A 25,651-nucleotide genomic window follows, 5' to 3' on the forward strand; every position below is an offset into this window, starting at 1 on the left:
CCGGGATGACCCGAGTAAGGAAGGGCCAATGATGACCACCGAATCGGTTGCCCCCAAAACATCCGAATCCACCAACGGAGCGCCGACACCGGCGCCGGTCGACATCCCCGCGACGGTGGCCCGGCTGCGCACGACGTTCGCCGGCGGGCGCACCCGCGACATCGAGTGGCGCAAGCGGCAGTTGCTGCAGCTGGCCAAGTTGATGGAAGACAACGAGGACGCGATCGCCGCCTCGCTGGTCGAGGACCTGGACCGCCACCCGTTCGAGGCGTACATCGCCGACGTCGCGACCACCGCCGGGGAGGCGAAGTACGCGGCGAAGCACGTGCGCCGGTGGACCCGTCGGCGCTACAAGCTGCTGGAGTTGCCGCAGCTTCCCGGCCGCGGCTGGGTGGAGTACGAGCCGTACGGCACGGTGCTGATCATCGGCGCCTGGAATTACCCGTATTACCTGACGCTGGGCCCGGCCGTCGGGGCGATCGCCGCCGGCAACGCCGTCATCCTTAAGCCGTCGGAGATCGCGGCGGCGTCGTCACACCTCATGGCCGAGCTGGTGCCGCGCTACCTCGACAACGACGCCATCGCGGTGGTCGAGGGCGACGGATCGGTGAGCCAGGAGCTCATCGCGCAGGGCCTGGACCGCGTCATGTTCACCGGTGGGACCGAGATCGGCCGCAAGGTCTACGAGGGCGCGGCGCCGCACCTGACCCCCTGCACCCTGGAACTCGGCGGCAAGAGCCCGGTGATCGTCGCCGCCGACGCCGACATCGACGTCGCCGCCAAGCGCATCGCCTGGATGAAACTTCTCAACAACGGGCAGACGTGTGTGGCGCCCGACTACGTGATTGCGGACGCGAAGATCCGCGACGAACTCGTGGACAAAATCGGTGCGGCCATCACCAAGTTCACCTCCGACCGGCCCAACGGTGTGCGCATCGTCAATCAGCGCCAATTCGACCGGATCAGCGGTTACCTCTCCGGCGCCGACGGCAAGGTCGCCGTAGGCGGTCGTTGTGATGCGTCGAGCCTGCGCATCGAACCGGCCGTGGTCGTCGACCCCGACCCGGACGGCCCGCTGATGCAGAACGAGATCTTCGGCCCGGTCCTACCGGTGATCACCGCCCGATCCCTCGACGACGCAATACGTTTCGTCAACTCGCGGGCAAAACCGTTGGCCGCCTACCTGTTCACCAAGGCGCGTGAGACCCGCGAGCGGGTGATCAAGGAGGTGCCGGCGGGCGGCATGCTGGTCAACCACATCGCCTTTCAGGTGTCGACGGCCAAGCTGCCGTTCGGCGGGGTGGGCCCGTCGGGGATGGGCGCCTACCACGGCAAGTACGGATTCGAGGAGTTCAGCCATCGCAAGTCGGTGCTGACCAAGCCGACGCGCCCCGACCTGTCGAGCTTCATCTACCCGCCGTACACCAAGCGCGCCTTCGCGATGGCGCGCAGAATGTTCTGAGCAAATACCGGCTCAAGACCGTGCCGGTGCCCGATCCCGTTCGCTAGCCCGTATTTTCACCGTAATTGTCGTATGAGACTCCAATGAGAGAGGAATCTGATGCCCGGAGTGCAGGATCGCGTCATCGTCGTCACCGGAGCCGGTGGGGGACTCGGGCGTGAGTACGCTCTGACCCTCGCGCGGGAGGGCGCGAGCGTCGTCGTCAACGACCTCGGTGGGTCGCGCGACGGAACGGGCGCCGGATCGGCGATGGCCGACCACGTCGTCGCCGAGATCAAGGAGGCCGGCGGCCGGGCGGCGGCCAACTACGACAGCGTCGCCGAACCCGAGGGCGCCGCCAACATCATCAAGACGGCGCTCGACGAGTTCGGTGCGGTGCACGGGGTGGTGAGCAACGCCGGGATCCTGCGCGACGGCACGTTCCACAAGATGTCCTTCGAGAACTGGGACGCCGTGCTCAAGGTCCACCTCTACGGCGGTTACAACGTTATCCGCGCGGCCTGGCCGCACTTCCGCGAGCAGAGCTACGGCCGGGTCGTCGTCGCCACCTCCACCAGCGGGTTGTTCGGCAACTTCGGGCAGGCCAACTACGGCGCGGCCAAGCTCGGCCTGGTCGGCATGATCAACACGCTGGCGCAGGAGGGGGCGAAGTACAACATCCACACCAACGCCATCGCCCCGATCGCGGCCACCCGCATGACCGAGGACATCCTGCCCAAGGAGGTGCTGGAGAAGCTCACCCCGGAGTTCGTCGCCCCCGTCGTCGCCTACCTGTGCACCGAGGAATGCCCGGACACCGCAGCGGTTTACGTCGCCGGCGGCGGCAAGGTGCAGCGCGTCGCGCTGTTCCAGAACGAGGGGACGACCTTCGACAATCCGCCCTCGGTGGAGGACATCGCATCGCACTGGGGCGAGATCAGCGACTTGTCTAACGCACAGCGAGCCGCGTTCAAGCTGTAGAGGCCATGAAAGCCTGTGTGGTGCAACGGCTGTCCGGTCCGGACGGCATGGTGTACACCGACATCGACGACGTCACCGGCGACGGTGGCAACGTCGTCATCGACGTCCGGGCCGCCGGGGTGTGCTTTCCCGACCTGCTGCTGAGCAAGGGTGAGTATCAGCTGAAGCTCCCGCCGCCGTTCGTCCCGGGGATGGAGGCCGCCGGTGTGGTGCTGTCGGCGCCGCCGGACTCGGGTTTCAAAGAGGGAGAGCGGGTTTCGGCCTTCGGTATCCTGGGCGCGTACGCGGAGCAGGTCGCCGTCCCGGTGCCCAACGTCATCCGCAGCCCCGCGGAGCTCGACGACGCCGAGGCGGTGTCCCTCCTGGTGAACTACAACACCATGTATTTCGCGCTGGCGCGCCGGGCCGCCATGCGGCCGGGCGACACGGTGCTGGTGCTCGGGGCCGCCGGCGGTGTGGGCACCGCGGCCATCCAGGTCGCCAAGGCGATGGGTGCGCGCAAGGTGATCGGGGTGGTGCACCGTGAGGCCGCGGTCGACTTCGTCTCCTCGGTCGGGGCCGACCTGGTGGTGCCGCTGTCGGAGAACTGGGCCGAGCAGGTGCGCGAGTACACCTCGGGTCGCGGTGTGGACATCGTCGTGGACCCCATCGGCGGGCCCGCGTTCGACGACGCGATCCGGGTGCTGGCGATCGACGGCAAGCTGTTGGTGATCGGCTTCGCCGCGGGCAGCATTCCGACGGTCAAGGTCAACCGGTTGCTGCTGCGCAACGTCAGCGTGGTGGGCGTCGCGTGGGGCGAGTACCTCAACAAGGTTCCCGGGTCGGCGGCCCTGTTCTCGTGGGGCCTCAGCCAATTGGTCTTCCTCGGGCTCAAACCGCCTCCGCCGCAACGCTATCCACTGTCGGAGGGGCAGGCCGCCCTACAGAGCCTGGCCGACGGCGGGGTGCTGGGCAAGGTCGTGCTCGAGCCTTAGAGCCGGGCTACGGTGACGGGAACGGCGTGCCGGTGAAGATCGTGTCGAGCGCGGCCACGTCGACGAGGAATTCGACACCCCCGGCGACCGTCCCGAGTCCGACGTCCGCGACGATCGGATCGCCGAACGCGTTGATCAGGCCTTCGACGGGCTGGCCATTGAGCGCCTGCGAAATGCCGTTGAGGAACAGGTTGGCGTCGTAGGAGGGCAGGGTCACGACGACGGCGGTGGCGATGTCGGCGGTCGGAAGCAGCGTGGCGTAGGCCGTCGACAGGTTGGCGGCGAAGCCGCCGGCCAGGTTGGTGTTCGCCGACTGCAGGCCCGCGATGAAGCCGTCGAGTGTTGCGGGGGACAGCAGGGTGCCCGGCGACGGCATGGGGGCCGGCGTGAGCGCCCCCGAGAGGTCGGGCAGCGCGAGGGCCGGCAGCGTCGGTGGGCCCTCGGCTTGGAAATCGGCCGTGGCGTTGATGATTCCTTGCTGGGCGCCGCTGAGCAGGTCGCCGGGCAGGGCGGCGGTCGCGCTCAGCGGGGGGAAGAGCCCGAATGGGGTGGTCACGTTGGCCGGCCCGGTGGACCAGCCGTAGTTGGGGTCGCCGTAGCCCCAGTTGACCAGGTACCTCAGGTCCGGCTGGAGCAGGTCGGCGATCGGGTTGCCGACATAGGGAATCGCCCGAACCGGGTCCAACAGCGGCAGGTCCTGGGTCGGGATCATGTTGTAGGTCGTGCCGCCGCTGTAGCCCGGTGAAGTGGACAGCGTGACCGTCTGGGCGAGCTGCGAGGCCGGGATCTGCAGGTAGGTGCCGTGGACGTACACGATGCCCATGACGGCGTTCAGGTCGGCGAGAAAGTCGATCGGGTATTGCGGGAAGTCGGCGAAGCCGTCGTATTCGAGGGTGTTGTTGATGACCGTGTAGCCCGTGTTCGCATTCATGCCGCCGTAGAACGGCAGACCCAGGCTGGGGATGTCCAGGCCGGGGAAGCGGGCCAGCATGCCGCCGTTTGGCGTCATCTCGTTGCCGACGAGCACGAAACTCACATCGGTGGTCGGCACGCCGGCGGCCTGCAGGATCGGTAACTCCAGCGCCGCCAGGATGGCGCCCTGCGAGTAGCCGAAGACGGTGACTTTGGTGCCGGGGGTGGCGAGCTGACCCATGATTGAGTTGTTGAGGATCGTCAGGCCCCGGTCCACCGAGACGTTCAGCTGGAGGTCCTTGATGCCGGTGATCGGGTACAACCCCTCGGGGGTGAACACGGACTGCAGGTTGTTGGTGGTGAAGAACGGCGAGATGTATTTGGCGTAGGCCGCGGCGATGTACTGGGGGCTGGGTATCGGCACGCCGCTGGCGCCGAGGATCAAGGCGACATTGACGGGTGTCGGCGCCGCGGGGTTGGGTGACGGGGCGCCGCCGGTCAGCGGGGCGAGTAGCGCCTGCGCCGGGGCATCAAGCGCCCCAAGGGCATTCGACGCCGCGACTTCGGCCTCCGCGTAGGCGCTGCCGGCCGCGGCCAGCGCCGCGGCGAACTGGTCGTGGAACGCCCCGGCCTGGGTGAGCACCAACCGATAGGCCTGGCCATACGCGCCGAACAGTTCCGCGGCCGCGGCGGACACCTCGTCGCCCGCGGCGGCCATGACGCCCGTCGTCGCACCCGCCGCGTTGGCGTTGGCCTCGCCGATCGCCGAACCGATTGTCGCCACGTCGGCGGCCGCCGCCGCGAGCGTCGGCGTCTGAGCGAGGACGTTGGTCATAGATGCCTTCCTTCCCACCGTGTCTTCCGCCGCGACGGCACCTGGTCAGCGTAAGGGCTGGGACCGGTTTTGTCCGATGGTTGGGTCTTTTGGCGTGCGCCCTTCGGGCGACGGCTATGCCGCGCTACGTCCGGCCGATTCGTGCTCGGGCCTAAGGCATCTCGATCAGTTCGGACCCGGGTTCGGTACTCCGGTGAAGATCGTCTCGGCGGCGTTGACGAAGGTGAGTGCTTCGAAACCACCCGCCAGCGTGACGAGCCCGACGTCGGCGGAGATCGGGTCGCCGAACGCGTCGATGAGGCCCTGAACCGGGTCGCCGTTGATCGCTTCGGTGATCCCGTTCAGGAACAGGTTGACGTCGTAGGACGGAATGGAGACCACCACGGCGGTGGTGATGTCCGCCGTCGGGAGCAGCGTCGCGTAAGCCGTTGAGACATCGGTCGTCAGCGTGCCGACGATGTTGGTGTTCGCCGTCTCGATGCCAGAGATGATCCCGGTGAGCGACGGGAGGGCCACCGGGGCACCGCCGGTCGAGGCACCGGACCCCAGGAGGTTCGTCAGGCTGGACAGCGAGAGGTTCGGCAGCGACGGCGGCACCATGGTGGACAGGTCGCTCGCGAAAGCCTGGATTCCCTGCTGGGTTCCGCTGACCAACAGGGGTCCCAGTTCGGTGGTCGCGCTGAGCGGCGGCAGGAACCCGAACGGTGTGGGCACGTCGGCCGGCGAGGTGGACCAACCGTAGTTGGGGTCGCCGTAACCCCAGTTGATCAGGGCCTTCAGGTCCGGCTGCACGAGGTCGGCGAGCGGGTTTCCGATGAATGGGATCGCGCGCAGCGGCGTCAGCAGCGGCAGGTTCTCGGTGGGGATGATGTTGTACGTCGTCATGGACGGCGCACCGGACTGCGCCAGCGGGATGGCGGTAGCGACGATCGCGTTGGTCAGGTGCGGGTAGGTGCCGTGGATGAACACGATGCCCGCGAGCGCGTTGAGGTCGGCAAGGAAGTCGATCGGGTAGCGCGGGAAGTCGGCGAAGCCGTCGTACTCCAGCGTGTAGATGGTGGTCGGGAAATCGTTGCTCGGCGTCGCAAAACCGAACGTGATCCCCAGGCTCGGGAGGTCGAGACCCGGGAAGCGCGAGATCAGGCCGCCGTTGGGATTGCTGGGGTCGCCGAGCAGTGTGAAGTATGCGTTCGACGAGTTGTAGCCCTCGGCGAGCAGTTTCGGCATCTCCATCGAGGCGGCGATGGCGCTTTGCGAATACCCCAGGACGGACACGACTTTGGCGCTGGGAGCCGGGCCGAGAACGCTGACGATCGCGTTGTCCAGCTCGGTGACGTCCCGGGCCAGGGAGATGTTGAGCACCAGGTCCTTGACTCCGGTGTACGGGTACAGGCCCTCGGCGGTGGACACCGCGGTCAGGACGGTGGTGGGCAGTGTGTTGAAGTTCGTCAGGTAGAGGTTGTAGACGCTGTTCAGGTAGGCCGTCGACGGCGTCGCGGTGCCGCTGCCCGTCATGATGAGGATGGCGTCGACGGTCGGATCCTTCGCCTGCGTCACCGCCGCAAAAACCGGGTTCGTGGTAGCCGCGCCGGTGAGCCCCAGCGAGCTCGCGATCTCAGCCTCGGCCTGGGTGTACGCGCTTCCGGCCGCCGACAGCGCCGCCACGAAGTCTTCGTGGAAGGTGGTCGCCTGTTGCAGCAGCGCTTGGTACTCCTGCCCGTAGGCGCCGAACAATTGCGCCGTGACCGAGGAGATTTCGTCCTCGGCCGCGGCCACGACGTTGGTCGTGGACGCCGCGGCCGCCGACCTGGCCTGGTCGAGCGCCGAGCCGATCGATGAGGCATCCGCCGCCGCCGACGCCAGTAGTTGGGGCTGGGTAATCAGGCTCGTCATCGGCTTTCCCTTCTCGACGGCTGCGATAGCGGTACCGACGGCGCGTGGAACCGATGCCCCCGGTTATTGCGGAGCCGGCAGCGTCAGCCTAGAGCGATCACGCCGGTTTGTCCGGCATTTACACGTTGTTCTTGGCTCCCGGGCGGGCGGTCGCCGCCGAGTGTCAGAACCGTTGCGAGGGCCGCTGTTCTGGCGGGCGATCGCGGCCCGGCACCGCTAGATGCTGGCAAGGTCCTTGGCGACGTTGACGACCGCCTCGAGGACGACCAGCCCTTCGACGCCGCCGGCCACCGTGAGTATCCCGGTGCTTGCGGCGATGGGATCCCCGATCGCGCGGATGAGTCCCAGCGGATCGCCGGCGACCGCCTGCCCGATTCCCTGCGCGAAGAGGCCGGCGTCGTAGGCCGGGATGGAGATGATGGCGGCGTTGGCGATGTCCGCCGTGGGCAGCAGCACCGAGTACGCGTCGGAGGCCGCGCTGCTCAACGCGTTGGGGATATTGGTCACCGCGGTCTGCAGCGCCGGGCCGAACCCTCCGATCGGCGCCGGGGACAGCAACGTGTTCGGCGCGAGCAACGTGCTCGTCAGTGAGACGCTCGGTGGCGACAGCAGTCCTTCGGACATCAGATCGCTTGTGGCGGCGGTGATTCCCTGCTGCGCGCCCGTAACGAGATCGGCGCCGAGAACCCCGGGGTTGACGTGCGGGAACAGCCCGAAGGTGGTGGGCACGTTCGCCGGTGCGGTCGAATAACCGTAGTTGGGGTCGCCGTAGCCGACGTTGACCAGCACCCGCAGGTCCGGCTGGAGGAGGTCGGCGATCGGGTTGCCGATGACCGGGATGGCGCGCAACGGGTCCAGCAGCGGCAGGTTCTGGGTGAGCACCATGTAGTAGGTGGTGTTGCCGGTGTACGTCGATTGCACGGGCAGGGTGACGATGTCGCCGGCCGGCAGCGTCGACGGGTCCAGGTGCGGGTACATCGGATGCACGAACACGATGCCGGCGACGGCGTTGAGGTCGGCCAGGACATCGATCGGGTACCGCGGGAAGTCGGCGAACCCGTCGTACTCGAGCGAATAGATGGCGGTGTGCCAGGGCGCGTTCGGGGGGGTGGCGCCGTAGAAGTCCAGGCCGATGCTCGGCAGGGACAGGCCGGGGAACCGCGCCAGGAGGCCGCCGTTGGGGTTCATCGGATCGCCCAACAGGTTGAACGCGAGCTGGGTGGGGCCGGGCGGGTTAGGGTTGAGCGCCGGGTTCATCAGGTTCTGCATCTCCAGCGAGGCGATGATGGAACTCTGCGAATAGCCCTGGACCAGAACGCTGTTGCCGCCCTGAAGGGTGGACTTGATCGAGGCGTCCAGAATCTGGACCCCCTCGTTCACGGATATGTTGAGCGGCAGGCTCTTGACGCCGGTGAGGGGATACAGGTTCTCCGGCGTGAAGATGGCCTGCGCGGAGTTCCACGAATAGCCGGTCAGGTTGGCCCAATTGAGGACGCCGTTGACGAACGTCGCGTTGGGTATCGGGTTGCCGCTGCCGCCCATGACCAACGCAACGGTCGGTGCCGTCAGTGGGTTGGGCGGATCGACGAACGGCGTTCCGCCCGAGGCTGCGGCGCCACCGGAAACCAGGGACTGCGCGTCTGTCTGCAGCGTGCCGAGCGCGTTCGACGCCGCCGCCTCCGCCGCCGCGTATGCCCCGCCGGCAGCGGCCAGCGCCCGGCTGAATTCGGTGTTGAAAGCGGCCGCCTGTGCGACGAGGGCGCGGTACTCCTGGCCGTATGCGCCGAACAGTTCGGAGATGGTGGCCGACACCTCGTCGGCGGCGGGCGCCAGCAAGCCGGAAGTCGGGCCTGCCGCAGCCGCATTCGCCGCGCTCATGGCCGAGCCGATCCCGTCGACGTCCGCGGCTACCGCGGCCAGCATCTGCGGTTCGTTTACCAGGTAGGTCATCGGAGGTCCTTCCGACGTCGTCAACAAGGGCCCCCAGCGGACTCAGCGTAGAGGTATTTGCGTTGCATGTGGGGACAATTGGCCTAATCGGTCCGAACCGTGGGCGAACGGCTCCGCGGCGGTGGCGCGACGAGCCCCACTAGAGCTGGGCCAAGACCACCGCGATCGATTGGGCGGAATTCGCGATGGCGACGGTTTCGAGCCAGCCCGCGAGCGTCAGCAGCGCGGCGTCGGCCGCGATCGGATTGCCGATGGCGTTGAGCAGCCCGACCGGGTCGCCGCCCAGGGCTTGCGCGACCCCGCCGAAGACGAGGCCGGCGTCATAGACGGGGACGGAGGTCACGAGGGCCGCGGTGATGTCCGCGGTGGGAAGCAGAGTCGCGTAACCCGCCGAGGTGGCTTGGGTAAGGGCGCTGAACAGACTCGGTCCCGAAGGGACATGCACCGTCAGCGCAGGGGTCGACGTGAGCGCGTGGGCGATATCCGGCAACGTGGGCAGGCTCGTCGCGCCGATGTCGCGCACGCAAGCGGCGATTCCCTGCTGCGTGCCGGTGACCAGGTCCCCACCCAGGGCGATGGTGGCGCTGAGCGGCGGGAAGAGCCCGAAGGGGGTGGGTACGTTCGCCGGGCCGGTCGAATAGCCATACGCCGGATCACCGTAGCCCCAGTTGACCAGATAGGTCAGATCCGGCTGGAGCAGGTCCGCGATCGGATTGCCGATCACCGGAATGGCCCGCACCGGGTCCAGCAGCGGCAGGTTGGTGGTGGGAATCAACGTGTACGTGGTCGCGGTGCCGTAAGCCGGATCGGTTGGCAGCGTGATCGCGGTGGCCACGCTTCCGACCGGCACGTACTGGTATTGGGCGTGCGCCGCGGGAATGCCGGCGAGCGCGTTCAGGTCGGCCAAGACATCGAGGGGGTACCGCGGGAAGTCGGCAAAACCGTCGTATTCGATCGTGTAGATGTGGGTCGGGTAGGGGGTGTTGGTCGGTGTCGCGCCGTAGAAGTCCACGCCGAGGCTCGCCAACTTCAGTCCGACGAAGCGCTCCATCATGCCGCCGTTGGGATTCATGGGATCACCGAGAAGCACGAAGCTCAGCTGGCTGGGTGACGGCGGATTGGGCATGGCCACCAGCGCCTGCATCTCGAGCGAGGAGATTACCGCGCTTTGTGAGTAGCCCACGACGACCACGTTGTTTCCCGCGGAGATCTGTTGCAGAACTGCGTAATTCAGATTCGCCACGCCCTGATTGATCGATTGGTTCAGTGGCAGGGTTTTGACACCGGTAAACGGATAGAGGTCCTCGGGGGTGAACAGGGCTTGCGCATCGGCGAGGCTGAAGCCGGCGAAGTCAGGGGCGACGTACTTGGTGAAGACACTGGTGATGAAACTTGCCCCAGGTGTCGGGTTGCCGGTGCCGCCCATGATCAGCGTGACGTTCTGCGGCGTGGCGGCCTGGGCCATCGAGGTCGTTGCGTACGCGGGCGCCGTGCCGGACATCCCCGAGGTCAGGGCGGCGGCGGCGGCCTCGGCTTCCGCGTAGGCGTTGGCCGCGGCGCCCAGCGCCTGGGCGAACTCGCTGTGGAAGGTCGCCGCCTGGTGGGCGAGCGCTTGATACGCGCGGGCGTACGCGTTGAACACTGCGGTCGCCGCGACCGACACCTGGTCGGCGCCGGCCGCCTCAAGGGCGGTCGTCTGTGCCGCGGCCGCGGCGGTGGCGTCGCTGATCGTCGTGCGGATTTCCGCCACGTCCACGGCCGCCGCAGCCATCGACTGTGGCTCCGCGGCTAGTGACCCCACCGGTTTCCATCGATCGTTCTCGCGTGAAACCTCGTGGTGATCGAGGAATTTGAAGTCAGGCGCGAGACAACCGGGACCGCCACACGCGGATCGGTGATCACATACGTCATCGGCTCATCCCTCTCGACCGGGGTGCCCACCAAGCGTAGGGGGAACTCGCCCGCCTGTCGGGCGTTCACCCGAACCGCTCGGTCGGGTGCGTCAAGGCCGGTTCAAGCCAGCAGCGCGCGGCGCAGCCCGTCGAGATCGGCCTCGGTGATACCCGCGTCGCGCAGATAGGCGTCCAGTGAACCGAATTCGTCCTCGATGGTCTGCCGCGCGGCGGCCAGGTACTCCTCGCGGACGCCGAGGACGCCGTCGGACAGCCGGGCCTCGGTGAAGGTCATGACCTCGGGGGTCAGCTCGGTCTCCGACCGCTGCTGGATCATCTCCGAGATGCGGGCGCGCAGCTCCGGCACGGCGTCGTTGCTGCGCAGGAAGTCGGCGACGATGGCGTCGCGGTCGACACCCGCGGCCTCCAGCACCGTCGCGACCACGAAGCCGGTGCGGTCCTTGCCCGCGAAGCAGTGGGTGAGCACTGGGCGACCGGCGGCCAGCAGCCCGATGACCTGGCGCAGGGCTCGTTGCGCCCCGTTTCGCGTTGGGAATTGCCGATATTCGTCGGTCATGAAGCGGGCGGCTGATTCGTTGATGGAGTCCGCCGACTGCTGCGACTCACCGTTGGTCAGCAGTTGGGTGAACGCATGCTCGTGCGGTGCCTCGCCGTCGGTGGGCTCGTCGTCGGCGAGATCGGGCACCGGGAGCAGGTGCACGGCGACGCCGTCGGGAACGCGTCCGGGCCCGCGGCGGGCTACCTCCCGGGCGGCCCGAAGGTCGGCGACGTCGGTGATGCCCAGCCGGTGCAGAATTGCCCGGCCGTCGTCGTCGAGCCGGCTCAGCTCGCTGGAACGGAACAGGCGGCCGGGCGGCAGTGCGCCGGTGCTCTCCCCGACGTCGCGGAAGTTCCACGCGCCGGGCAGGTCCCGGAGGGCGGCCTTACCCATGCGAGGTGACCGCCGCGGACAGCGGAGACTTCTCCCGGCCGAGCTCGGCGCGAGCGATGGTCCGCATGTGCACCTCGTCGGGGCCGTCGAACAGGCGCATCGCCCGATGCCAGCCGTACGACCGGGCCAGTACGGTGTCCTCGCTGACGCCGGCGGCGCCGTGCACCTGGATGGCGCGGTCGATCACGTTGCAGGCCACCTGCGGCGCCACCGCCTTGATCTGCGAGACCAATGTGTGGGCGGCCTTGTTGCCGTGCTGGTCGATCGTCCACGCCGCCTTGTGGCACAACAACCGCGCCTGATCGATCTCGTTGCGCGACTTGGCAATTGCCTCCCGCACCACACCCTGCTCGGCCAGCGGGCGGCCGAAGGCCACCCGCTTTTGGACCCGGTCCACCATGAGGGCCAGGGCGCGTTCCGCGCCGCCGAGCGCACGCATGCAGTGGTGGATGCGGCCGGGGCCCAGCCGGGCCTGGGCGATCGCGAAGCCGCCACCTTCCTCGCCGAGGAGGTTGGTGACCGGCACCCGGACGTTGTCGTAGATGATCTCGCAGTGCCCGGGCTGGTCCTGGTAGCCGAAGACCGTGGTGGAACGGACGATCGTCACGCCGGGGGTGTCGACCGGCACCAGCACCATCGACTGTTGCTGGTGGCTTGCCGCTTCGGGATTGGTGCGGCCCATCACGATCAGGATCTTGCATCGCGGGTCCGAAGCCCCCGAGGTCCACCACTTGCGGCCGTTGATCACGTAGTCGCCGCCGTCGCGCACGATCGAGGTCTCGATGTTGCGGGCGTCGCTGCTCGCGACGGCCGGCTCCGTCATCGAGAACGCGCTGCGGATCTCGCCGTTGAGCAACGGCTCCAGCCACTGCTTGCGCTGTTCCTCGGTCGCGAACAGGTGCAGGGTCTCCATGTTGCCGGTGTCGGGCGCCGCGCAGTTGAGCGCCTCGGGAGCGATCTCCAGGCTCCAGCCGGTGATCTCGGCCAGCGGGGCGTATTCGAGGTTGGTCAGGCCCGACTCCGCCGGGAGGAAGAGGTTCCACAGGCCCCGCTCCTTGGCCCTCGCCTTGAGGTCCTCGATGACGGGCGGCACCGTGTGGTCGTCCGGTCCGGCTTGCTGGCGGTATTTGTCGTATTCGGCCTCGGCCGGGAAGACGAACTCGGTCATGAAGTCGGACAGCCGGGCGTGGTAGTCGCTGGCCTTGGCCGACATCGCGAAATCCATAACGGTCACGATATGACACGCGTCGCTGGCGCGGTGAGGCGCGCGTCTGCTGACGGGCCCCGCCGCCGTCGCGACACTGACACCACGCACACGACACGCCGCCGGGGGTGTGCGTGGCTTCAGTCTCGGGGAAACGGCGACGGGGCGAAGCGCGGCGATCGCCGAGGCGCACGATGGACGCCATGACCGAATCCCGCCCGCCTCTCCCGCCGTTCACCCGCGAGAGCGCGTTGCAGAAGGTGCAGGCCGCCGAAGACGCCTGGAACACCCGCGACCCGGAACGCGTCAGCCTGGCCTACACGCCCGACTCGCGGTGGCGCAACCGCGGCGAATACATCGTCGGCAGGACCGAGATCGTGGCGTTCCTCACCCGCAAGTGGCAATCCGAACTCGACTACTCGCTGCGCAAGAGCCTGTGGGACTTCCACGACAACCGCATCGCCGTGCGATTCCAGTACGAGTGCCGCGATCGCAGCGGCCAGTGGTATCGCTGCTACGGCAACGAGCTGTGGGAATTCAGCCCGTCGGGGCTGATGGCGCGCCGTGAGGCGAGCATCAACGACGTGCCGATCGACGAGTCGCAGCGGCGGTATTTTGGCCCCCGGCCGCAGGCGGAGCACGGCCGAGACATCCCCCTCTGGTAGGCGCCGGGCCACAACCCCGGCGTGTGACTCCACAACCTGGTGCCCCCTACCGCGTGCGGGCGGGGTAACGAACCATCGACTGGAGTCGGTCGGCCGCGCCGGGGGATCCCGCCCCGGTCGATCGCACGTCCGGGGCGGAATCCGGCAGGCGTTAAGGTAGCGAAGCGTGCGGCCCGCCAGCGGCAGCACATCCAAACGGCAGGAAAGTGCGGGAAGCAGATGTACGCGCCATGACAGATGCGCAGACGACCGTAGGCGTGGTCGCGGAGTCGGGGACCGACGAGCGACGGGTCGCGCTGGTGCCGAAGGCGGTCGCGTCGCTGGTCGGCAGCGGTGTGGCGGTGGTGGTCGAGACCGGGGCGGGCGAGCGGGCGCTGCTGCCCGACGCGCTCTACACCGAGGCCGGCGCCACGATCGGCGACGCGTGGGGCGCCGACGTCGTCGTCAAGGTCGCGCCGCCCACGGCGGCGGAGGTCGGCAGGCTGCGCCGGGGGCAGACGCTGATCGGTTTCCTGGCGCCCCGCAACGCCGACAACTCCATCGGCGCGCTGACCGAGGCCGGCGTGCAGGCGTTCGCGCTCGAGGCCATCCCCCGCATCTCGCGTGCGCAGGTGATGGACGCGCTGTCGTCGCAGGCCAACGTGGCCGGCTATAAATCCGTGCTGTTGGCGGCCTCCGAGGCGACGCGGTTCTTCCCGATGCTCACGACGGCGGCCGGCACCGTGAAGCCGGCCAGCGTGCTGGTGCTCGGGGTGGGAGTGGCCGGGCTGCAGGCGCTGGCCACCGCCCGGCGGCTGGGCGCGCGGACGTCGGGGTACGACGTGCGCCCCGAGGTGGCCGACCAGGTGCGCTCGGTCGGGGCGCAGTGGCTGGACTTGGGCATCGACGCCGCGGGCGAGGGCGGGTACGCCCGCGAGCTCACCGAGGACGAGCGGGCCCAGCAACAGAAGGCCCTGGAAAAGGCGATCGCCGGCTTCGACGTGGTGATCACGACGGCGCTGGTCCCGGGCCGGCCCGCGCCGCGGCTGGTGACCGCCGCGGCCGTGGAATCGATGAAGCCCGGCAGCGTGGTGGTGGACATGGCCGGCGAGACCGGCGGCAACTGCGAGCTCACCGAGCCCGGGCAGACGGTGGTCAAGCACGGCGTGACGATCGCCTCGCCGCTGAACCTGCCGTCGACCATGCCCGAGCACGCCAGCGAGCTCTACAGCAAGAACATCACGGCCCTGCTGGACCTGCTGATCAAGGACGGCAAGCTGGCCCCCGATTTCGACGACGAAGTGATCGCGGCGTCCTGCGTGACCCGCGAGAACAAAGACAGTAAGGACTCCTAGATGTACGACGACCTGCTCGCCAACCTGGCGATCCTGGTGCTGTCCGGGTTCGTCGGGTTCGCGGTGATCTCCAAGGTGCCCAACACGCTGCACACGCCGCTGATGTCGGGCACCAACGCGATCCACGGCATCGTGGTCCTGGGCGCGCTGGTGGTGTTCGGGCAGGTCGCGCACCCGTCGCTGGCCATCCAGATCATCCTGTTCGTCGCGGTGGTGTTCGGCACGCTGAACGTCATCGGCGGGTTCATCGTGACCGACCGGATGCTGGGCATGTTCAAGGGCAAGAAGAAGGCGGCCGTTCCCGTGAAGACCGACGATCTGGCGGCGAAATGAACTACTTGGTCACCGTCCTCTACATCATCGCTTTCTCGCTCTTCATCTACGGCTTGATGGGCCTGACGGGCCCCAAGACCGCGGTGCGCGGCAACCTGATCGCCGCGGTGGGCATGGCCATCGCGGTGACGGCCACGCTGATCGCGATCCGGCACACCACCCAGTGGCCGCTGATCATCGCCGGCCTGGTGGTGGGTGTGGTGCTCGGCGTCCCGCCGGCGCGGCTGACGAAGATGACCGCGATGCCGCAGCTGGTCGCGTTCTTCAACGGCGTCGGCGGCGGCACGGTCGCGCTCATCGCGCTGTCGGAATTCCTTGAGACGGACGGCTTTTCAGCCTTCCGGCACGGCGAGTCGCCGACCGTGCACATCGTGGTGGCGTCCCTGTTCGCCGCGATCATCGGGTCGATCTCGTTCTGGGGATCGATCATCGCGTTCGGCAAGCTGCAGGAGATCATCTCCGGGGCGCCGATCGGGTTCGGCAAGGCCCAGCAGCCGATCAACCTGCTGTTGCTGGCCGGGGCGGTGGCCGCGGCGCTGGTCGTCGGCGTGCACGCGCATCCCGGCACAGGTGGGGCGTCGCTGTGGTGGATGATCGGCCTGCTGGCCGCGGCCGGGGTGCTGGGCCTGATGGTCGTGCTGCCGATCGGCGGCGCCGACATGCCGGTGGTCATCTCGCTGCTGAACGCGATGACGGGGCTGTCGGCCGCGGCGGCGGGCCTGGCGCTGAACAACACCGCGATGATCGTCGCGGGCATGATCGTCGGCGCGTCGGGTTCGATCCTGACCAACCTCATGGCCAAGGCCATGAACCGCTCCATCCCCGCGATCGTCGCGGGCGGCTTCGGCGGCGGCGGGGTGGCGCCCACGGCCGAGGGCGGGGCGCAGAAGACCGCCCGGTCCACGTCGGCCGCCGACGCCGCGATCCAGATGGCCTACGCCAACCAGGTGATCGTCGTCCCCGGCTACGGCCTGGCCGTCGCGCAGGCCCAGCACGCCGTCAAGGACATGGCGCGCATGCTCGAAGAGCGCGGCGTTCCGGTGAAGTACGCGATCCACCCGGTGGCCGGCCGCATGCCCGGCCACATGAACGTGCTGCTGGCCGAGGCCGAGGTCGACTACGACGCGATGAAGGACATGGACGACATCAACGACGAGTTCGGCCGCACCGACGTCGCGATCGTCATCGGGGCCAACGACGTCACCAACCCGGCGGCCCGCAACGACGCGTCAAGCCCCATCTACGGCATGCCGATCCTCAACGTGGACAAGGCCAAGTCGGTGATCGTGCTTAAGCGGTCGATGAACTCGGGGTTCGCGGGCATCGACAACCCGCTGTTTTACGCCGACGGGACGACCATGCTGTTCGGCGATGCCAAGAAGTCGGTGACGGCGGTCGCCGAGGAATTGAAGGCGCTGTAGCGCGGTGGTGAGGTCTTAGACCGGCGGGTACGCGGGCGGCGGGTAGCCGTTGCCGTCGACGACGCCGCGAAGGCCCCAGGGCACGTACCGGAGGAAGAACTCGATCTCGTCGCTCGCGTCGTAGTCCGGACTTGGATCCATGGTCCACCCCTTCGAGTCGCGACTACCTGCTTCTGGCGCGAGTGTAGTCCGATCGGGCGCGGCCCGACACCCGCACTCTGCCTAAACTGGCCAACCAGTTGATTGACAATTAGCCTTACCGGGAATCCGGCCACCCCCGCCGGCGGTGAACGACAGAGAGCACCCAGATAGAAATGGCATCCGACAACGGGTTGACGCGACGCGAGGAGTTGCTGGCCGTCGCCACCAAGCTCTTCGCTGCCCGCGGTTACCACGGCACCCGGATGGACGACGTCGCCGACGTGATCGGGCTGAACAAGGCGACGGTCTACCACTATTACGCCAGCAAGTCGCTGATCCTGTTCGACATCTACCGCCAGGCCGCCGAGGGCACGCTGGCCGCCGTGCACGACGACCCGTCCTGGACCGCCCGCGAAGCGCTCTACCAGTACACCGTCCGGCTGCTCGCCGGGATCGCGGAAAACCCCGAGCGGGCCGCCGTCTACTTCCAGGAGCAGCCCTACATCACCGAGTGGTTCACCACCGAACAGGTCGCCGAGGTCCGCGAAAAGGAAGCTCAGGTCTACGAGCATGTGCACGGCCTCATCGACCGCGGGATCGCCAGCGGCGAGTTCTTCGAATGCGACTCGCACGTGGTGGCGCTGGGCTACATCGGCATGACGCTGGGCAGCTACCGCTGGCTGCGCCCGAGCGGACGACGCTCGGCCAAGGAGATCGCGGCCGAGTTCAGCACCGCGCTGCTGCGCGGGCTGATCCGCGACGAGTCGGTCCGCGAGAACTGCCCGCTCGGACCGCAGACCGGCGACGTCCGCGCGCAGGCGCGAATCAGTTCAGGATCGGCGGAATAACGCGCAGGACGTCCCCGAGGGCGCCGCTCAGCGTGGACATCAGCGTGGTGCTCGGCTGGCCGAGGAAGAAATTCAGGTGTGGGTCGACCGACGGCACCCACGGATAGGTGCTGGGGAAGTACGACGGCGACAGCAGGCCGGATTCCACCCCGATCTCCACCGCGGCGCCGTAGGGACCCTGCACCGCCCCCAAGGCCAGGTCCGGGATGACGGTGAACGGGTTGGGGATGTCGAAGAAGCCGGCCGGGGTGGGGACGTTGGCGTAGTCGAGGCCGGGTCCGAAGTCGCCGTACCCCAGGTCCACGAGCACCCGTAGATCGGGCTGGAAGATGTCGGCGATCGGCGGGCCGGCGTACGGGATGGCGCGGATCGGCGCGAGCAGCGGCAGGTTCTGCGTCATGATCATGTAGTAGTCGCTGTTGCCGCCGTTGGTCGGCAACGGAACCGCGTTGGCAACCTGGGTGGCCGTCAAATCCGGATACGTGCTGTGCACCACGAAGTACCCCATGAAGGCGTTGAGGTCCGCGACGAGGTTGAGCGGGTATTGCGGGGCGTCGGCGATCCCGTCGTATTGGATCGTGTACGTCGTTGTGGGGTAAGGCCCGGACGGGGTCGCGCCGTTGAACGGCACGTCCAGGAACGGAATGTAGAACCCGGGGAATCGCTCGAGCAGCCCGCCGACGGGGTTGTTGGGATTGCCAATCAGCATGAACGACAACTGATTCGGATAGGGCGAGCCCGCCGCGATCAGGGCGTTGATCTCGTCGGTGGCGATCGTCGCGCTCTGCGAGTAGCCGAACACGACGGCGTGGTTGTTTGTCTGGTTGAGCAGCAGCGACGTGATCTGGGCGTTGAGCAGGCTGACGCCCTTGGCCACCGACTGGGCGAACGTCATGTTGCCGAATTGGGGCGTGATCGGCCAGAACTGCTCGGGCGTGAACACGCCGATCGGCGGGAACGCAACCGAGGGGAATTTGGGCAGGATGTAGGCGGTGTAGACGCCGTTCACATACAGCGGGTCGGGCAGGGGGTTGCCGGTGCCGCCCATGATCAGGGCGTATAGCGGATCCCCCGGCGCCGACTGCAACGCCACCGCCAGCCCGCCACCGGCGGTCTGCGGCTGGCCGGACGGCGCCGGCATCGGCAACCGGGCGGCATTCCAAAGCCCGGACAGCGCACCCGCGTTCGCGGCTTCGGCCTGCGCGTAGGCGCCCGCCGCCGCGGCGAGCGCCTGGCTGAACTGGTTGTGAAAGCCCGCCGCCTCGCCGATGAGCGCCTGGTATTGCTGACCGTAAAGCCCGAACAACCGCGCGATGGCGGCCGAGACCTCGTCCTGGGCCGCGGCCACCAGGCCGGTCGTCGGGGCCGCCGCGTTCGAGCCCGCCGCGCCGATCGCCGAGCCGATCGTCTCCACGTCGGCTGCCGCGGTCGCCAGTAACTCGGGCCTGCTGATCATGGACGACATATCGCCGCTCCTTCCCTCGACGGCGACCCCGCTGTTGAGGAGGGTAAGGCGATCGCGGCGGCAGATCCGGCATTTCACGCAAACTCAGACGGGTTTGCTCGGCTACGTGGGCACGTCCTTGAGGTGCCGGTCGAGGAATTCGAGTTGGTCGGCGACCGCCCGGTCGAACGCGGCGTCGACATAGATCGCGAAGTGGCCCTCCGGGTACGTCTTGACCTCGCCGCGCGGCGCCTTGGCCGCGTACCGCAGCGTCGGGCGGGGCGGGGCCACCGAGTCCGTTTCGCACACGCAGAACAAGATCGGGCAAGGCACCTTCGCGGCCAGGCGGCCCGGCCGGTAGGTGAGGATCTTCACCCCGATCCGCGCCGCCACCTCGTTGGGCACCTCGACGCCGTCGGGGACCAGCCGCAGATAGCCCGCATAGGCGTCGGGCGCATTCATCAGCGCGACCTCGCCCGGTCTGCCCGCCGTCGGCACCAGCACCGGCGGTTTGCCCAGCCGGGCCGCGGCGATGTCGCGCACCGCCAGCGCGGTGACGCGCGCGGTGGTCAACGGGTTCAGCGTTCGCGCCGAGGCGATGCCGTCGGTGAAGGGGCATTGGGCGACGGCCGCGGCGATGCCGGGCACCCGCGCGGCCGTGGCGATCACGTGACCACCCCCGAAGGACGTGCCCCACAATGCGATTCGGCCGCGGTCGATGCCCTCCAGCGTCCTGGCGTACGCGACCGCGGCAGCCCAGTCCGCCAGCTGCATGCCGACGTCGAGCACCTGGCGCGGGCGCCCCCCGCTGTCGCCGAAGTTGCGGTAGTCGAACACCAGGCAGGCGTATCCGGCCGCGCTGAATCGTTGCGCATAGGCGTCGAGTCGCATGGTGCGCACCGCCCCGAGGCCGTGCGCCATCACCAGCAGCGGCGCCGGTCGGCCGGGGTCGTCGGCGGGCCGGTAGAGCCACGCGCTGACCCGGTCGGAACCGGAGGTGAAGTGGACGTCTTGGCGCTCGGTCATCGGTGATCCCATTCTGCCGGGGCGTCGGTCGGGGCCGGTAGGCCCACCGCGGACGGTGGACTACTGTCTAGAAAGTTTCGAAACGGTTCGGACGGACGGAGAAACCCATGGCGATCCGCGTCGCGCACGTCGGCACCGGAAACGTCGGCGGCCTGGCCCTGGCCGAACTGATCACGAATCCGGCGTTCGAGCTGACCGCTGTGTGCGTGTCGTCGCCGGAGAAGGTCGGCAAGGACGCCGGCGCGCTCTGCGGGGTGGGACTGGACCCCGGGACCGTCACGGGCGTCACCGCGGTGTCGGACCTCGACGCGCTGCTGGCCACCGGCCCCGAGTGCGTCGTGTACTGCGCCATGGGCGACACCCGCCTGCCCGACGCCATGGCCGACGTCATGCGCATCCTCGCCGCGGGCGTCAACGTGGTGGGATCGTCACCCGGGCTGCTGCAATACCCGTGGGGCGTGCTGCCCGACAAATACATCGCGCGCGTCGAAGACGCGGCCCGCCAAGGCAATTCGAGCATCTTCGTCAGCGGCGTCGACCCCGGCTTCGCCAACGACCTCATTCCGTTCGCCCTCGCGGGAACGTGCCAGCGCATCGAGCAGGTCCGCTGCATGGAGATCCACGACTACGCGAGCTACGACGGCGTGGAGGTCATGCACTACATGGGGTTCGGCCGTCCGCTGGACGAGATCCCGATGCTGCTGCAACCCGGCGTGCTCAGCATCGCCTGGGGGACGGCGATCCGGCAGCTGGCGGCCGGCCTGGGCATCGAGGTCGACCAGATCACCGAGTCGTATCAGCGCGAGCCCGCGCCCGAGGACTTCGACATCGCGGTCGGCAGGGTGGCCAAGGGCACCCTGGCGGTGCTGCAGTTCGAGATCCGCGGCATGGTGGGCGGCCACCCGGCGATCGTGATCGAGCACGTCACCCGCCTGCGGCCCGACCTGCGGCCGGACCTGCCCCAGCCCGCGTCGGGCGGCGGGTCCTACCGCGTCGAGATCACCGGTGAGCCGTCGTACGCCGTCGACATCGTCCCGAGCAGCCGCAAGGGCGACCACAACCACGCGGCGATCGCCGGCGCCGCCGGGCGCATCGTCAACGCCATCCCCGCGGTCGTCGCGGCGCCACCCGGCATCCGCACCACGCTGGACCTGCCCCTGGTCACGGGCAGGGGCCTGTACGCACCGAGCAACCTGGTGTCCACGTAACCGGAAGGAGCCCAACCTCAATGGGACGAACAGAGGGCCGCGTAGCGGGGAAGGTCGCGCTCATCAGTGGCGGCGCCCGCGGGATGGGGGCCTCCCACGCCCGCCACCTCGTGGAGGAGGGCGCCAAGGTGGTGATCGGCGACGTCCTCGACGACGAGGGCAAGGCGCTCGCGGACGAGATCGGCGAGTCCGCCCGCTACGTCCACCTCGACGTCACGCAGCCCGACCAGTGGGACGCGGCGGTCGCGACCGCCACCGGCGAATTCGGCAGGTTGAACGTGCTCGTCAACAACGCCGGCATCGTCGCGCTCGGGCAGCTGCGCAATTTCGACCTCGCCAAGTGGCAGAAGGTGATCGACGTCAACCTGACGGGCACGTTCCTGGGCATGCGGGTGGCCGTGGATCCCATGACCGAGGCCGGCGGCGGGTCGATCATCAACGTGTCGTCGATCGAGGGCCTGCGTGGCGCCCCGGCGGTGCATCCGTACGTCGCGTCGAAATGGGCGGTGCGCGGCCTGGCCAAGTCGGCGGCCCTGGAGTTGGCGCCGTTGAACATCCGCGTCAACTCGATCCATCCCGGCTTCATCCGCACCCCGATGACCGCGAAACTGCCCGAGGACATGGTCACCGTCCCGCTCGGCCGCCCCGGTGAGTCGAGCGAGGTGTCGTCGTTCGTGGTGTTTCTGGCCAGCGACGAGTCGTCCTACGCGACCGGCACCGAGTTCGTCATGGACGGCGGGCTGGTCTGCGACGTGCCGCACAAGGAGTTCTGAGGCCTCCCGGCCCGCTATTGGACTTGCGTTGTTTAGGAGTGGCGAACGCGGGGAATTTCCGCACGGTGTCGTCCGCGGTGGGAAAGCGGGCCTTCAGAAGGGGACAGCTCATGTCAGGGTCGAAGCCCGCCGGTCAGGGACCGCATGGTGTGGGGGTGTGGGGAGTTGTCCGCAGCGTGGACGCCGACGAGGACGGGGGGTGGGCGGCGAGGGCATTGTGCCGCGACACCGATCCCGACAGACTCTTCGTGACCGGCGCGGAGCAGCGCAAGGCCGCGGTGATCTGCCGGCACTGCGTGGTCATGCAGGAATGTGCGGCCGAGGCGCTGGACAACAGGGTGGCGCACGGCGTGTGGGGCGGCATGACCGAGCGCGAAAGGCGGGCCCTCATCCAGCGGCACCCCGAGGTGGTGTCGTGGTCGAACTTTTTTCGCACGGGCGGTAACCGCAGCGCCGGTTGATCGCGCCCGCCAACATGGGCTGCGCCCCGGGCAAGATCCGGCGGTGCTATAACCGCGAGCATGCCCCCCGGCCTGGACGACCTGAAAAAGATTGTGGGATCGAGCCACGTCGTCACCGACCCGGACGTGCTGGCCGGCCGCAGCGTCGACTACACCGGCCGGTATCGCGGACGGGCCGGCGCCCTGGTGCGACCGGCGTCGGCCCAGCAGGTGGCCGAGGTGCTGCGGGTGTGCCGGGACGCCGGGACCCACGTGACCGTGCAGGGTGGCCGCACGTCGCTGGTGGCCGGCACGGTCCCCGAGCACGACGACGTGCTGCTGTCCACCGAGCGGCTGAACTTCGTCGGCGACGCCGACACCCTGGAACGACGGCTGGAGGCCGGGGCCGGCGCCACGCTGGCCCGGGTGCAGCGGGCGGCCACCGCCGCCAAGCACCCACCCAAGCCCTTCCCCGACGACGCGCCGACCGCGGTCGTCAGCAAGGAGATGGACAAGGCCTGGTGTTCGGGGTGGACCTGGCCGCGCGGGACACGGCGACCGTCGGCGGCATGGCGTCGACGAACGCCGGCGGCCTGCGCACCGTTCGCTACGGGAACATGGGCGAGCAGGTGATCGGCTTGCAGGTGGCGTTGCCCGACGGCTCCCTGGTGCACCGCCACAGCCGCGTCCGCCGGGACAACACCGGCTACGACCTGCCGGCGCTGTTCGTCGGCGCCGAGGGCACCCTCGGGGTGATCACGTCGCTCGACCTGCGGCTGCACCCGTCGCCGGCACACCGGGTGACCGCGGTCTGCGGCTTCGATGACCTCGAGGCCCTGGTGGAGGCCGGCCGGAGGTTCCGGGAGGTGGACGGCATCGCGGCGCTGGAACTGATCGACGGGCGCGCGGCCGCGCTGACCCGCGAGCACCTGGGAGTCGGCGCGCCCGTCGATGGCGACTGGTTGTTGCTGGTCGAACTGGCCGCCGACCACGACCAGACAGATGCGCTCGCCGCCCTGCTCGCCGGGGCCCGGCTGCGCGGCGAACCCGCCGTGGGCGTGGATGTTTCGGCGCAGCAGCGGCTGTGGCAGCTGCGCGAATCGCTGGCCGACGTGCTCGGCGTGTACGGGCCGCCGCTGAAGTTCGACGTCTCGCTGCCGTTGGCGGCGGTCGGCGAGTTCGCCAGGGCGGCAACGGCTTTGATCGTAGCACGGGTGCCCGACGCGGTGCCGGTGCTGTTCGGTCACGTCGGCGAGGGCAACCTGCATCTCAACGTGCTGCGGTGCCCGGCCGACCGGGAGCCGCAGGTGTACGCGCCGGTGATGGAGCTGATCGCGCGGTGTGGCGGCAACGTCAGCTCCGAGCACGGCGTCGGCACCCGCAAGCGCCCCTACCTCGGCATGTCGCGCGAGCCCGCCGACATCGCCGCGATGCGGACCGTCAAGGCGGCGTTCGACCCGACCGGATACCTGAACGCCGCGGTGCTGTTCGACTAGTCGACGATCGCGAGCGCGGGGGACCGGGCGAAGCGGGTCGGCGATTCGACTAGTCGACGATCGCGAGCGCGGGGGACCGGGCGAAGCGGGTCGGCGATTCGACTAGTCGACGCCCTTGATCCCGACCGCGTGCCGCAGCTGCGCCAGGAACTGGTCGGCGTCGTCGCTGCGGACGATGTAGTGCGAGATCGCAATTCGGATCACCGTCGCCGCCTTCACCGCGGCGTTGGGCCCCGACAGGTGGCGTTCCAGCCCGGCGCGCATCTGGGGGATGACCCGCGACACCTGGGCGATGGTGTACTCGGGTTCGACGTCGACCATGCGCACACCGGAGTACGAGTCCTGGTACTCGACGATGAAGCGCAGCACGGCGTCGAGCCGGTCGACCCCCTTGAGGCCTTTCGTCGCCTCGGCCAGCCCGCTCTCGAAGGCCTGCCGCTCGTAACGCGAAAACGCCGCCATCAGTTCCTCTTTCGAGGCGAACCAGCGGTAGAGCGTGGGCCGTGACACCCCGGCCTGGGCGGCGACCTCGGACAAGCTGAGCTTGGTCTTGCCGTTCCGGCCGAGCACCTCGGCGGTGGCGGCGAGGATGCGCTGACGGGTCGAGGCGTCGACTCCGGTCGCGTTCGCCGGCTGACTCATAACTGAGACTCTACGAAGTATCCCGCGGCGGTCACGTCGGCCGCCTGCGCACCAGCACCGACTGCTGGATGGCGCCGACCGCGCCCCGCTCGTCGAAGAGCGTCCCGACGGTCGTCCCGATGCCGTCCGGCCCGTAGTTGGTCTCCGCGCGAATGCCCGTCCACTCCCCGTCCGGGATCCGGAACACGTGCACGGCCAGGTCGGTGTTGAGGAAGGTCCACTTGGTGATGTCCAGTTTGCTGCCGATGCCGTTTGCGCAGTCGGCCACCGCGAACAGGCGTTCCAGCGGCGTCATGGTTTCGCCGTTGACCAGGTCCACCGTCGGCTTGATCCAGGATTCGCCCGGGCCTTCGTTGAGCGGCTCGGTCAGCCACCGCCAATCCAGGCTGTGCACGTAGTTGCGGTCCCAGTCCCGCTCCAGGTTGCGGCTGCGGCCCTCGGACAACGAGCGCGGCGGCGGCGGCGCCGCGTGGGCCAGGGAGGACGTGTCGAGCTGCTGCAGCCGCCACCCGCTGGCCCGGGCGACGGGCCGGGGCTGACCGTCGGGACCCGGCCCCAGCATCTCGGCGCCGACCAGCTCGATCTGCTTCCCGCCGCGGTGCACACAAGCGCGGACCCACATGTCGCCCTCGGCCGGCACCGGGCCCAGCAGGTCGATGACGACCCGGCTGAGCCGGGTGTCGTCGCGCCGGGCGCACCGCTCGAGCGCCCGCACCAGCAGAGCGGACACCGGTGCGGCGTGCTGGATCGCCGCGGTCCAGGTGCTGCGCACCAGATCGGTGGCCGCGAACTTCTCGCCGAGTGGGTCGTCGGCGTCGATCAGCTCGTAGTAGGAGTCCGTCACGG

The 25,651-nt window shown here is 68.7% G+C and carries 22 protein-coding genes and 1 pseudogene; 12 read left to right on the forward strand and 11 right to left on the reverse strand.

Going from position 1 to position 25,651, the window contains the following annotated elements; genetic code table 11:
• Positions 1–28: 28 nt before the first annotated feature.
• From BN971_RS21315 to BN971_RS21325, 3 genes are all read left to right on the forward strand, one after another.
• Positions 29–1,462, forward strand: coding sequence for an aldehyde dehydrogenase family protein (locus BN971_RS21315; protein WP_085179578.1), 1,434 nt, complete (start codon positions 29–31; stop codon positions 1,460–1,462).
• A 99-nt stretch (positions 1,463–1,561) separates the two neighbouring features.
• Positions 1,562–2,422: an SDR family oxidoreductase gene (locus BN971_RS21320; protein ID WP_085179577.1), complete on the forward strand. Its 861-nt coding sequence runs from the start codon at positions 1,562–1,564 to the stop codon at positions 2,420–2,422.
• Positions 2,423–2,427: 5 nt separating this feature from the next.
• The gene (locus BN971_RS21325) at positions 2,428–3,396 is read left to right on the forward strand and encodes an NADPH:quinone oxidoreductase family protein (protein ID WP_085179576.1); all 969 of its coding nucleotides are present in this window, start codon (positions 2,428–2,430) and stop codon (positions 3,394–3,396) included.
• A gap of 7 nt (positions 3,397–3,403) precedes the next feature.
• Here the strand turns inward: BN971_RS21325 and BN971_RS21330 are convergent, their stop codons facing one another.
• From BN971_RS21330 to BN971_RS21355, 6 genes are all read right to left on the reverse strand, one after another.
• Positions 3,404–5,143 carry a PE family protein gene (locus BN971_RS21330; protein WP_085179575.1) on the reverse strand — a complete coding sequence of 580 codons (1,740 nt, stop codon included), beginning with the start codon at positions 5,141–5,143 and terminating at the stop codon, positions 3,404–3,406.
• A gap of 165 nt (positions 5,144–5,308) precedes the next feature.
• Positions 5,309–7,036: a PE-PPE domain-containing protein gene (locus tag BN971_RS21335; RefSeq protein ID WP_085179574.1), complete on the reverse strand. Its 1,728-nt coding sequence runs from the start codon at positions 7,034–7,036 to the stop codon at positions 5,309–5,311.
• A gap of 216 nt (positions 7,037–7,252) precedes the next feature.
• Complete coding sequence (locus BN971_RS21340) at positions 7,253–8,986, reverse strand: PE family protein (RefSeq protein WP_085179573.1); 1,734 nt, start codon at positions 8,984–8,986, stop codon at positions 7,253–7,255.
• 139 nt (positions 8,987–9,125) lie between these two features.
• Positions 9,126–10,787 (reverse strand): PE family protein, encoded by a 1,662-nt coding sequence (locus BN971_RS21345; protein WP_090350543.1) that lies wholly within the window; start codon positions 10,785–10,787, stop codon positions 9,126–9,128.
• A 212-nt stretch (positions 10,788–10,999) separates the two neighbouring features.
• Positions 11,000–11,830: a tyrosine-protein phosphatase gene (locus BN971_RS21350; RefSeq protein WP_085179571.1), complete on the reverse strand. Its 831-nt coding sequence runs from the start codon at positions 11,828–11,830 to the stop codon at positions 11,000–11,002.
• On the reverse strand, positions 11,823–13,043 hold the full coding sequence (locus tag BN971_RS21355; protein WP_169718561.1) for an acyl-CoA dehydrogenase family protein: 1,221 nt from the start codon (positions 13,041–13,043) through the stop codon (positions 11,823–11,825). The genes BN971_RS21350 and BN971_RS21355 overlap by 8 nt, the downstream gene beginning before the upstream one ends.
• Before the next feature lie 194 nt (positions 13,044–13,237).
• Between BN971_RS21355 and BN971_RS21360 the strand changes: the two genes are divergently transcribed.
• The 4 genes from BN971_RS21360 to BN971_RS21375 all read left to right on the forward strand — a co-directional run bounded on the left by BN971_RS21360 (position 13,238) and on the right by BN971_RS21375 (position 16,787).
• A complete protein-coding gene (locus tag BN971_RS21360) occupies positions 13,238–13,699 on the forward strand; it encodes a nuclear transport factor 2 family protein (protein ID WP_085179836.1) in 462 nt (153 codons plus the stop codon).
• A 230-nt stretch (positions 13,700–13,929) separates the two neighbouring features.
• Positions 13,930–15,033 (forward strand): Re/Si-specific NAD(P)(+) transhydrogenase subunit alpha, encoded by a 1,104-nt coding sequence (locus tag BN971_RS21365; protein ID WP_085179569.1) that lies wholly within the window; start codon positions 13,930–13,932, stop codon positions 15,031–15,033.
• Entirely contained in the window at positions 15,034–15,366 is a 333-nt protein-coding gene (locus BN971_RS21370; RefSeq protein ID WP_085179568.1) for an NAD(P) transhydrogenase subunit alpha part 2, read from the forward strand.
• Positions 15,363–16,787, forward strand: coding sequence for an NAD(P)(+) transhydrogenase (Re/Si-specific) subunit beta (locus BN971_RS21375; protein WP_085179567.1), 1,425 nt, complete (start codon positions 15,363–15,365; stop codon positions 16,785–16,787). The genes BN971_RS21370 and BN971_RS21375 overlap by 4 nt, the downstream gene beginning before the upstream one ends.
• A 15-nt stretch (positions 16,788–16,802) precedes the next feature.
• On the opposite strand, the gene BN971_RS21380 is transcribed toward BN971_RS21375, so the two are convergent.
• Positions 16,803–16,928, reverse strand: a complete 126-nt coding sequence (locus BN971_RS21380) for a hypothetical protein (RefSeq protein WP_090350544.1) — start codon at positions 16,926–16,928, stop codon at positions 16,803–16,805.
• 173 nt (positions 16,929–17,101) lie between these two features.
• Here BN971_RS21380 and BN971_RS21385 point away from each other — a divergent pair, with 173 nt between their 5' ends.
• Positions 17,102–17,776, forward strand: a complete 675-nt coding sequence (locus BN971_RS21385; RefSeq protein ID WP_085179566.1) for a TetR/AcrR family transcriptional regulator — start codon at positions 17,102–17,104, stop codon at positions 17,774–17,776.
• On the opposite strand, the gene BN971_RS21390 is transcribed toward BN971_RS21385, so the two are convergent.
• Positions 17,754–19,241: a PE family protein gene (locus BN971_RS21390; protein ID WP_085179565.1), complete on the reverse strand. Its 1,488-nt coding sequence runs from the start codon at positions 19,239–19,241 to the stop codon at positions 17,754–17,756. The genes BN971_RS21385 and BN971_RS21390 overlap by 23 nt on opposite strands.
• A 102-nt stretch (positions 19,242–19,343) precedes the next feature.
• A complete protein-coding gene (locus BN971_RS21395; RefSeq protein WP_085179564.1) occupies positions 19,344–20,246 on the reverse strand; it encodes an alpha/beta hydrolase in 903 nt (300 codons plus the stop codon).
• Positions 20,247–20,353: 107 nt separating this feature from the next.
• Here BN971_RS21395 and BN971_RS21400 point away from each other — a divergent pair, with 107 nt between their 5' ends.
• The 4 genes and pseudogenes from BN971_RS21400 (at position 20,354) to BN971_RS21415 (ending at position 24,163) form a co-directional block, all read left to right on the forward strand.
• Positions 20,354–21,454 (forward strand): NAD(P)H-dependent amine dehydrogenase family protein, encoded by a 1,101-nt coding sequence (locus BN971_RS21400; RefSeq protein WP_085179563.1) that lies wholly within the window; start codon positions 20,354–20,356, stop codon positions 21,452–21,454.
• Positions 21,455–21,474: 20 nt separating this feature from the next.
• Positions 21,475–22,227, forward strand: coding sequence for a glucose 1-dehydrogenase (locus tag BN971_RS21405; protein WP_085179562.1), 753 nt, complete (start codon positions 21,475–21,477; stop codon positions 22,225–22,227).
• A 110-nt stretch (positions 22,228–22,337) separates the two neighbouring features.
• Entirely contained in the window at positions 22,338–22,688 is a 351-nt protein-coding gene (locus BN971_RS21410) for a WhiB family transcriptional regulator (protein WP_085179835.1), read from the forward strand.
• 60 nt (positions 22,689–22,748) lie between these two features.
• Positions 22,749–24,163: pseudogene (locus BN971_RS21415) on the forward strand (FAD-binding oxidoreductase).
• Positions 24,164–24,265: 102 nt separating this feature from the next.
• On the opposite strand, the gene BN971_RS21420 reads toward BN971_RS21415, so the two are convergent.
• Entirely contained in the window at positions 24,266–24,805 is a 540-nt protein-coding gene (locus tag BN971_RS21420) for a TetR/AcrR family transcriptional regulator (protein ID WP_085179560.1), read from the reverse strand.
• A 31-nt stretch (positions 24,806–24,836) separates the two neighbouring features.
• A complete protein-coding gene (locus tag BN971_RS21425; RefSeq protein ID WP_085179559.1) occupies positions 24,837–25,649 on the reverse strand; it encodes a thioesterase family protein in 813 nt (270 codons plus the stop codon).
• Between the last annotated feature and the right edge of the window lie 2 nt (positions 25,650–25,651).

It is taken from the genome of Mycobacterium bohemicum DSM 44277 (genome assembly GCF_001053185.1).
GTDB lineage: Bacteria > Actinomycetota > Actinomycetes > Mycobacteriales > Mycobacteriaceae > Mycobacterium > Mycobacterium bohemicum.

Bases quoted from the DNA above. Each gene is read 5' to 3' on its own strand.
- BN971_RS21395 (WP_085179564.1), bottom strand. From the start codon at position 20,246: ATGACCGAGCGCCAAGACGTCCACTTCACCTCCGGTTCCGACCGGGTC.
- BN971_RS21410 (WP_085179835.1), top strand. From the start codon at position 22,338: ATGTCAGGGTCGAAGCCCGCCGGTCAGGGACCGCATGGTGTGGGGGTG.
- BN971_RS21370 (WP_085179568.1), top strand. From the start codon at position 15,034: ATGTACGACGACCTGCTCGCCAACCTGGCGATCCTGGTGCTGTCCGGG.
- BN971_RS21390 (WP_085179565.1), bottom strand. From the start codon at position 19,241: ATGTCGTCCATGATCAGCAGGCCCGAGTTACTGGCGACCGCGGCAGCC.
- BN971_RS21340 (WP_085179573.1), bottom strand. From the start codon at position 8,986: ATGACCTACCTGGTAAACGAACCGCAGATGCTGGCCGCGGTAGCCGCG.
- BN971_RS21375 (WP_085179567.1), top strand. From the start codon at position 15,363: ATGAACTACTTGGTCACCGTCCTCTACATCATCGCTTTCTCGCTCTTC.
- BN971_RS21355 (WP_169718561.1), bottom strand. From the start codon at position 13,043: ATGTCGGCCAAGGCCAGCGACTACCACGCCCGGCTGTCCGACTTCATG.
- BN971_RS21330 (WP_085179575.1), bottom strand. From the start codon at position 5,143: ATGACCAACGTCCTCGCTCAGACGCCGACGCTCGCGGCGGCGGCCGCC.
- BN971_RS21325 (WP_085179576.1), top strand. From the start codon at position 2,428: ATGAAAGCCTGTGTGGTGCAACGGCTGTCCGGTCCGGACGGCATGGTG.
- BN971_RS21380 (WP_090350544.1), bottom strand. From the start codon at position 16,928: ATGGATCCAAGTCCGGACTACGACGCGAGCGACGAGATCGAGTTCTTC.
- BN971_RS21315 (WP_085179578.1), top strand. From the start codon at position 29: ATGATGACCACCGAATCGGTTGCCCCCAAAACATCCGAATCCACCAAC.
- BN971_RS21420 (WP_085179560.1), bottom strand. From the start codon at position 24,805: ATGAGTCAGCCGGCGAACGCGACCGGAGTCGACGCCTCGACCCGTCAG.
- BN971_RS21405 (WP_085179562.1), top strand. From the start codon at position 21,475: ATGGGACGAACAGAGGGCCGCGTAGCGGGGAAGGTCGCGCTCATCAGT.
- BN971_RS21360 (WP_085179836.1), top strand. From the start codon at position 13,238: ATGACCGAATCCCGCCCGCCTCTCCCGCCGTTCACCCGCGAGAGCGCG.
- BN971_RS21385 (WP_085179566.1), top strand. From the start codon at position 17,102: ATGGCATCCGACAACGGGTTGACGCGACGCGAGGAGTTGCTGGCCGTC.
- BN971_RS21400 (WP_085179563.1), top strand. From the start codon at position 20,354: ATGGCGATCCGCGTCGCGCACGTCGGCACCGGAAACGTCGGCGGCCTG.
- BN971_RS21335 (WP_085179574.1), bottom strand. From the start codon at position 7,036: ATGACGAGCCTGATTACCCAGCCCCAACTACTGGCGTCGGCGGCGGCG.
- BN971_RS21350 (WP_085179571.1), bottom strand. From the start codon at position 11,830: ATGGGTAAGGCCGCCCTCCGGGACCTGCCCGGCGCGTGGAACTTCCGC.
- BN971_RS21320 (WP_085179577.1), top strand. From the start codon at position 1,562: ATGCCCGGAGTGCAGGATCGCGTCATCGTCGTCACCGGAGCCGGTGGG.
- BN971_RS21365 (WP_085179569.1), top strand. From the start codon at position 13,930: ATGACAGATGCGCAGACGACCGTAGGCGTGGTCGCGGAGTCGGGGACC.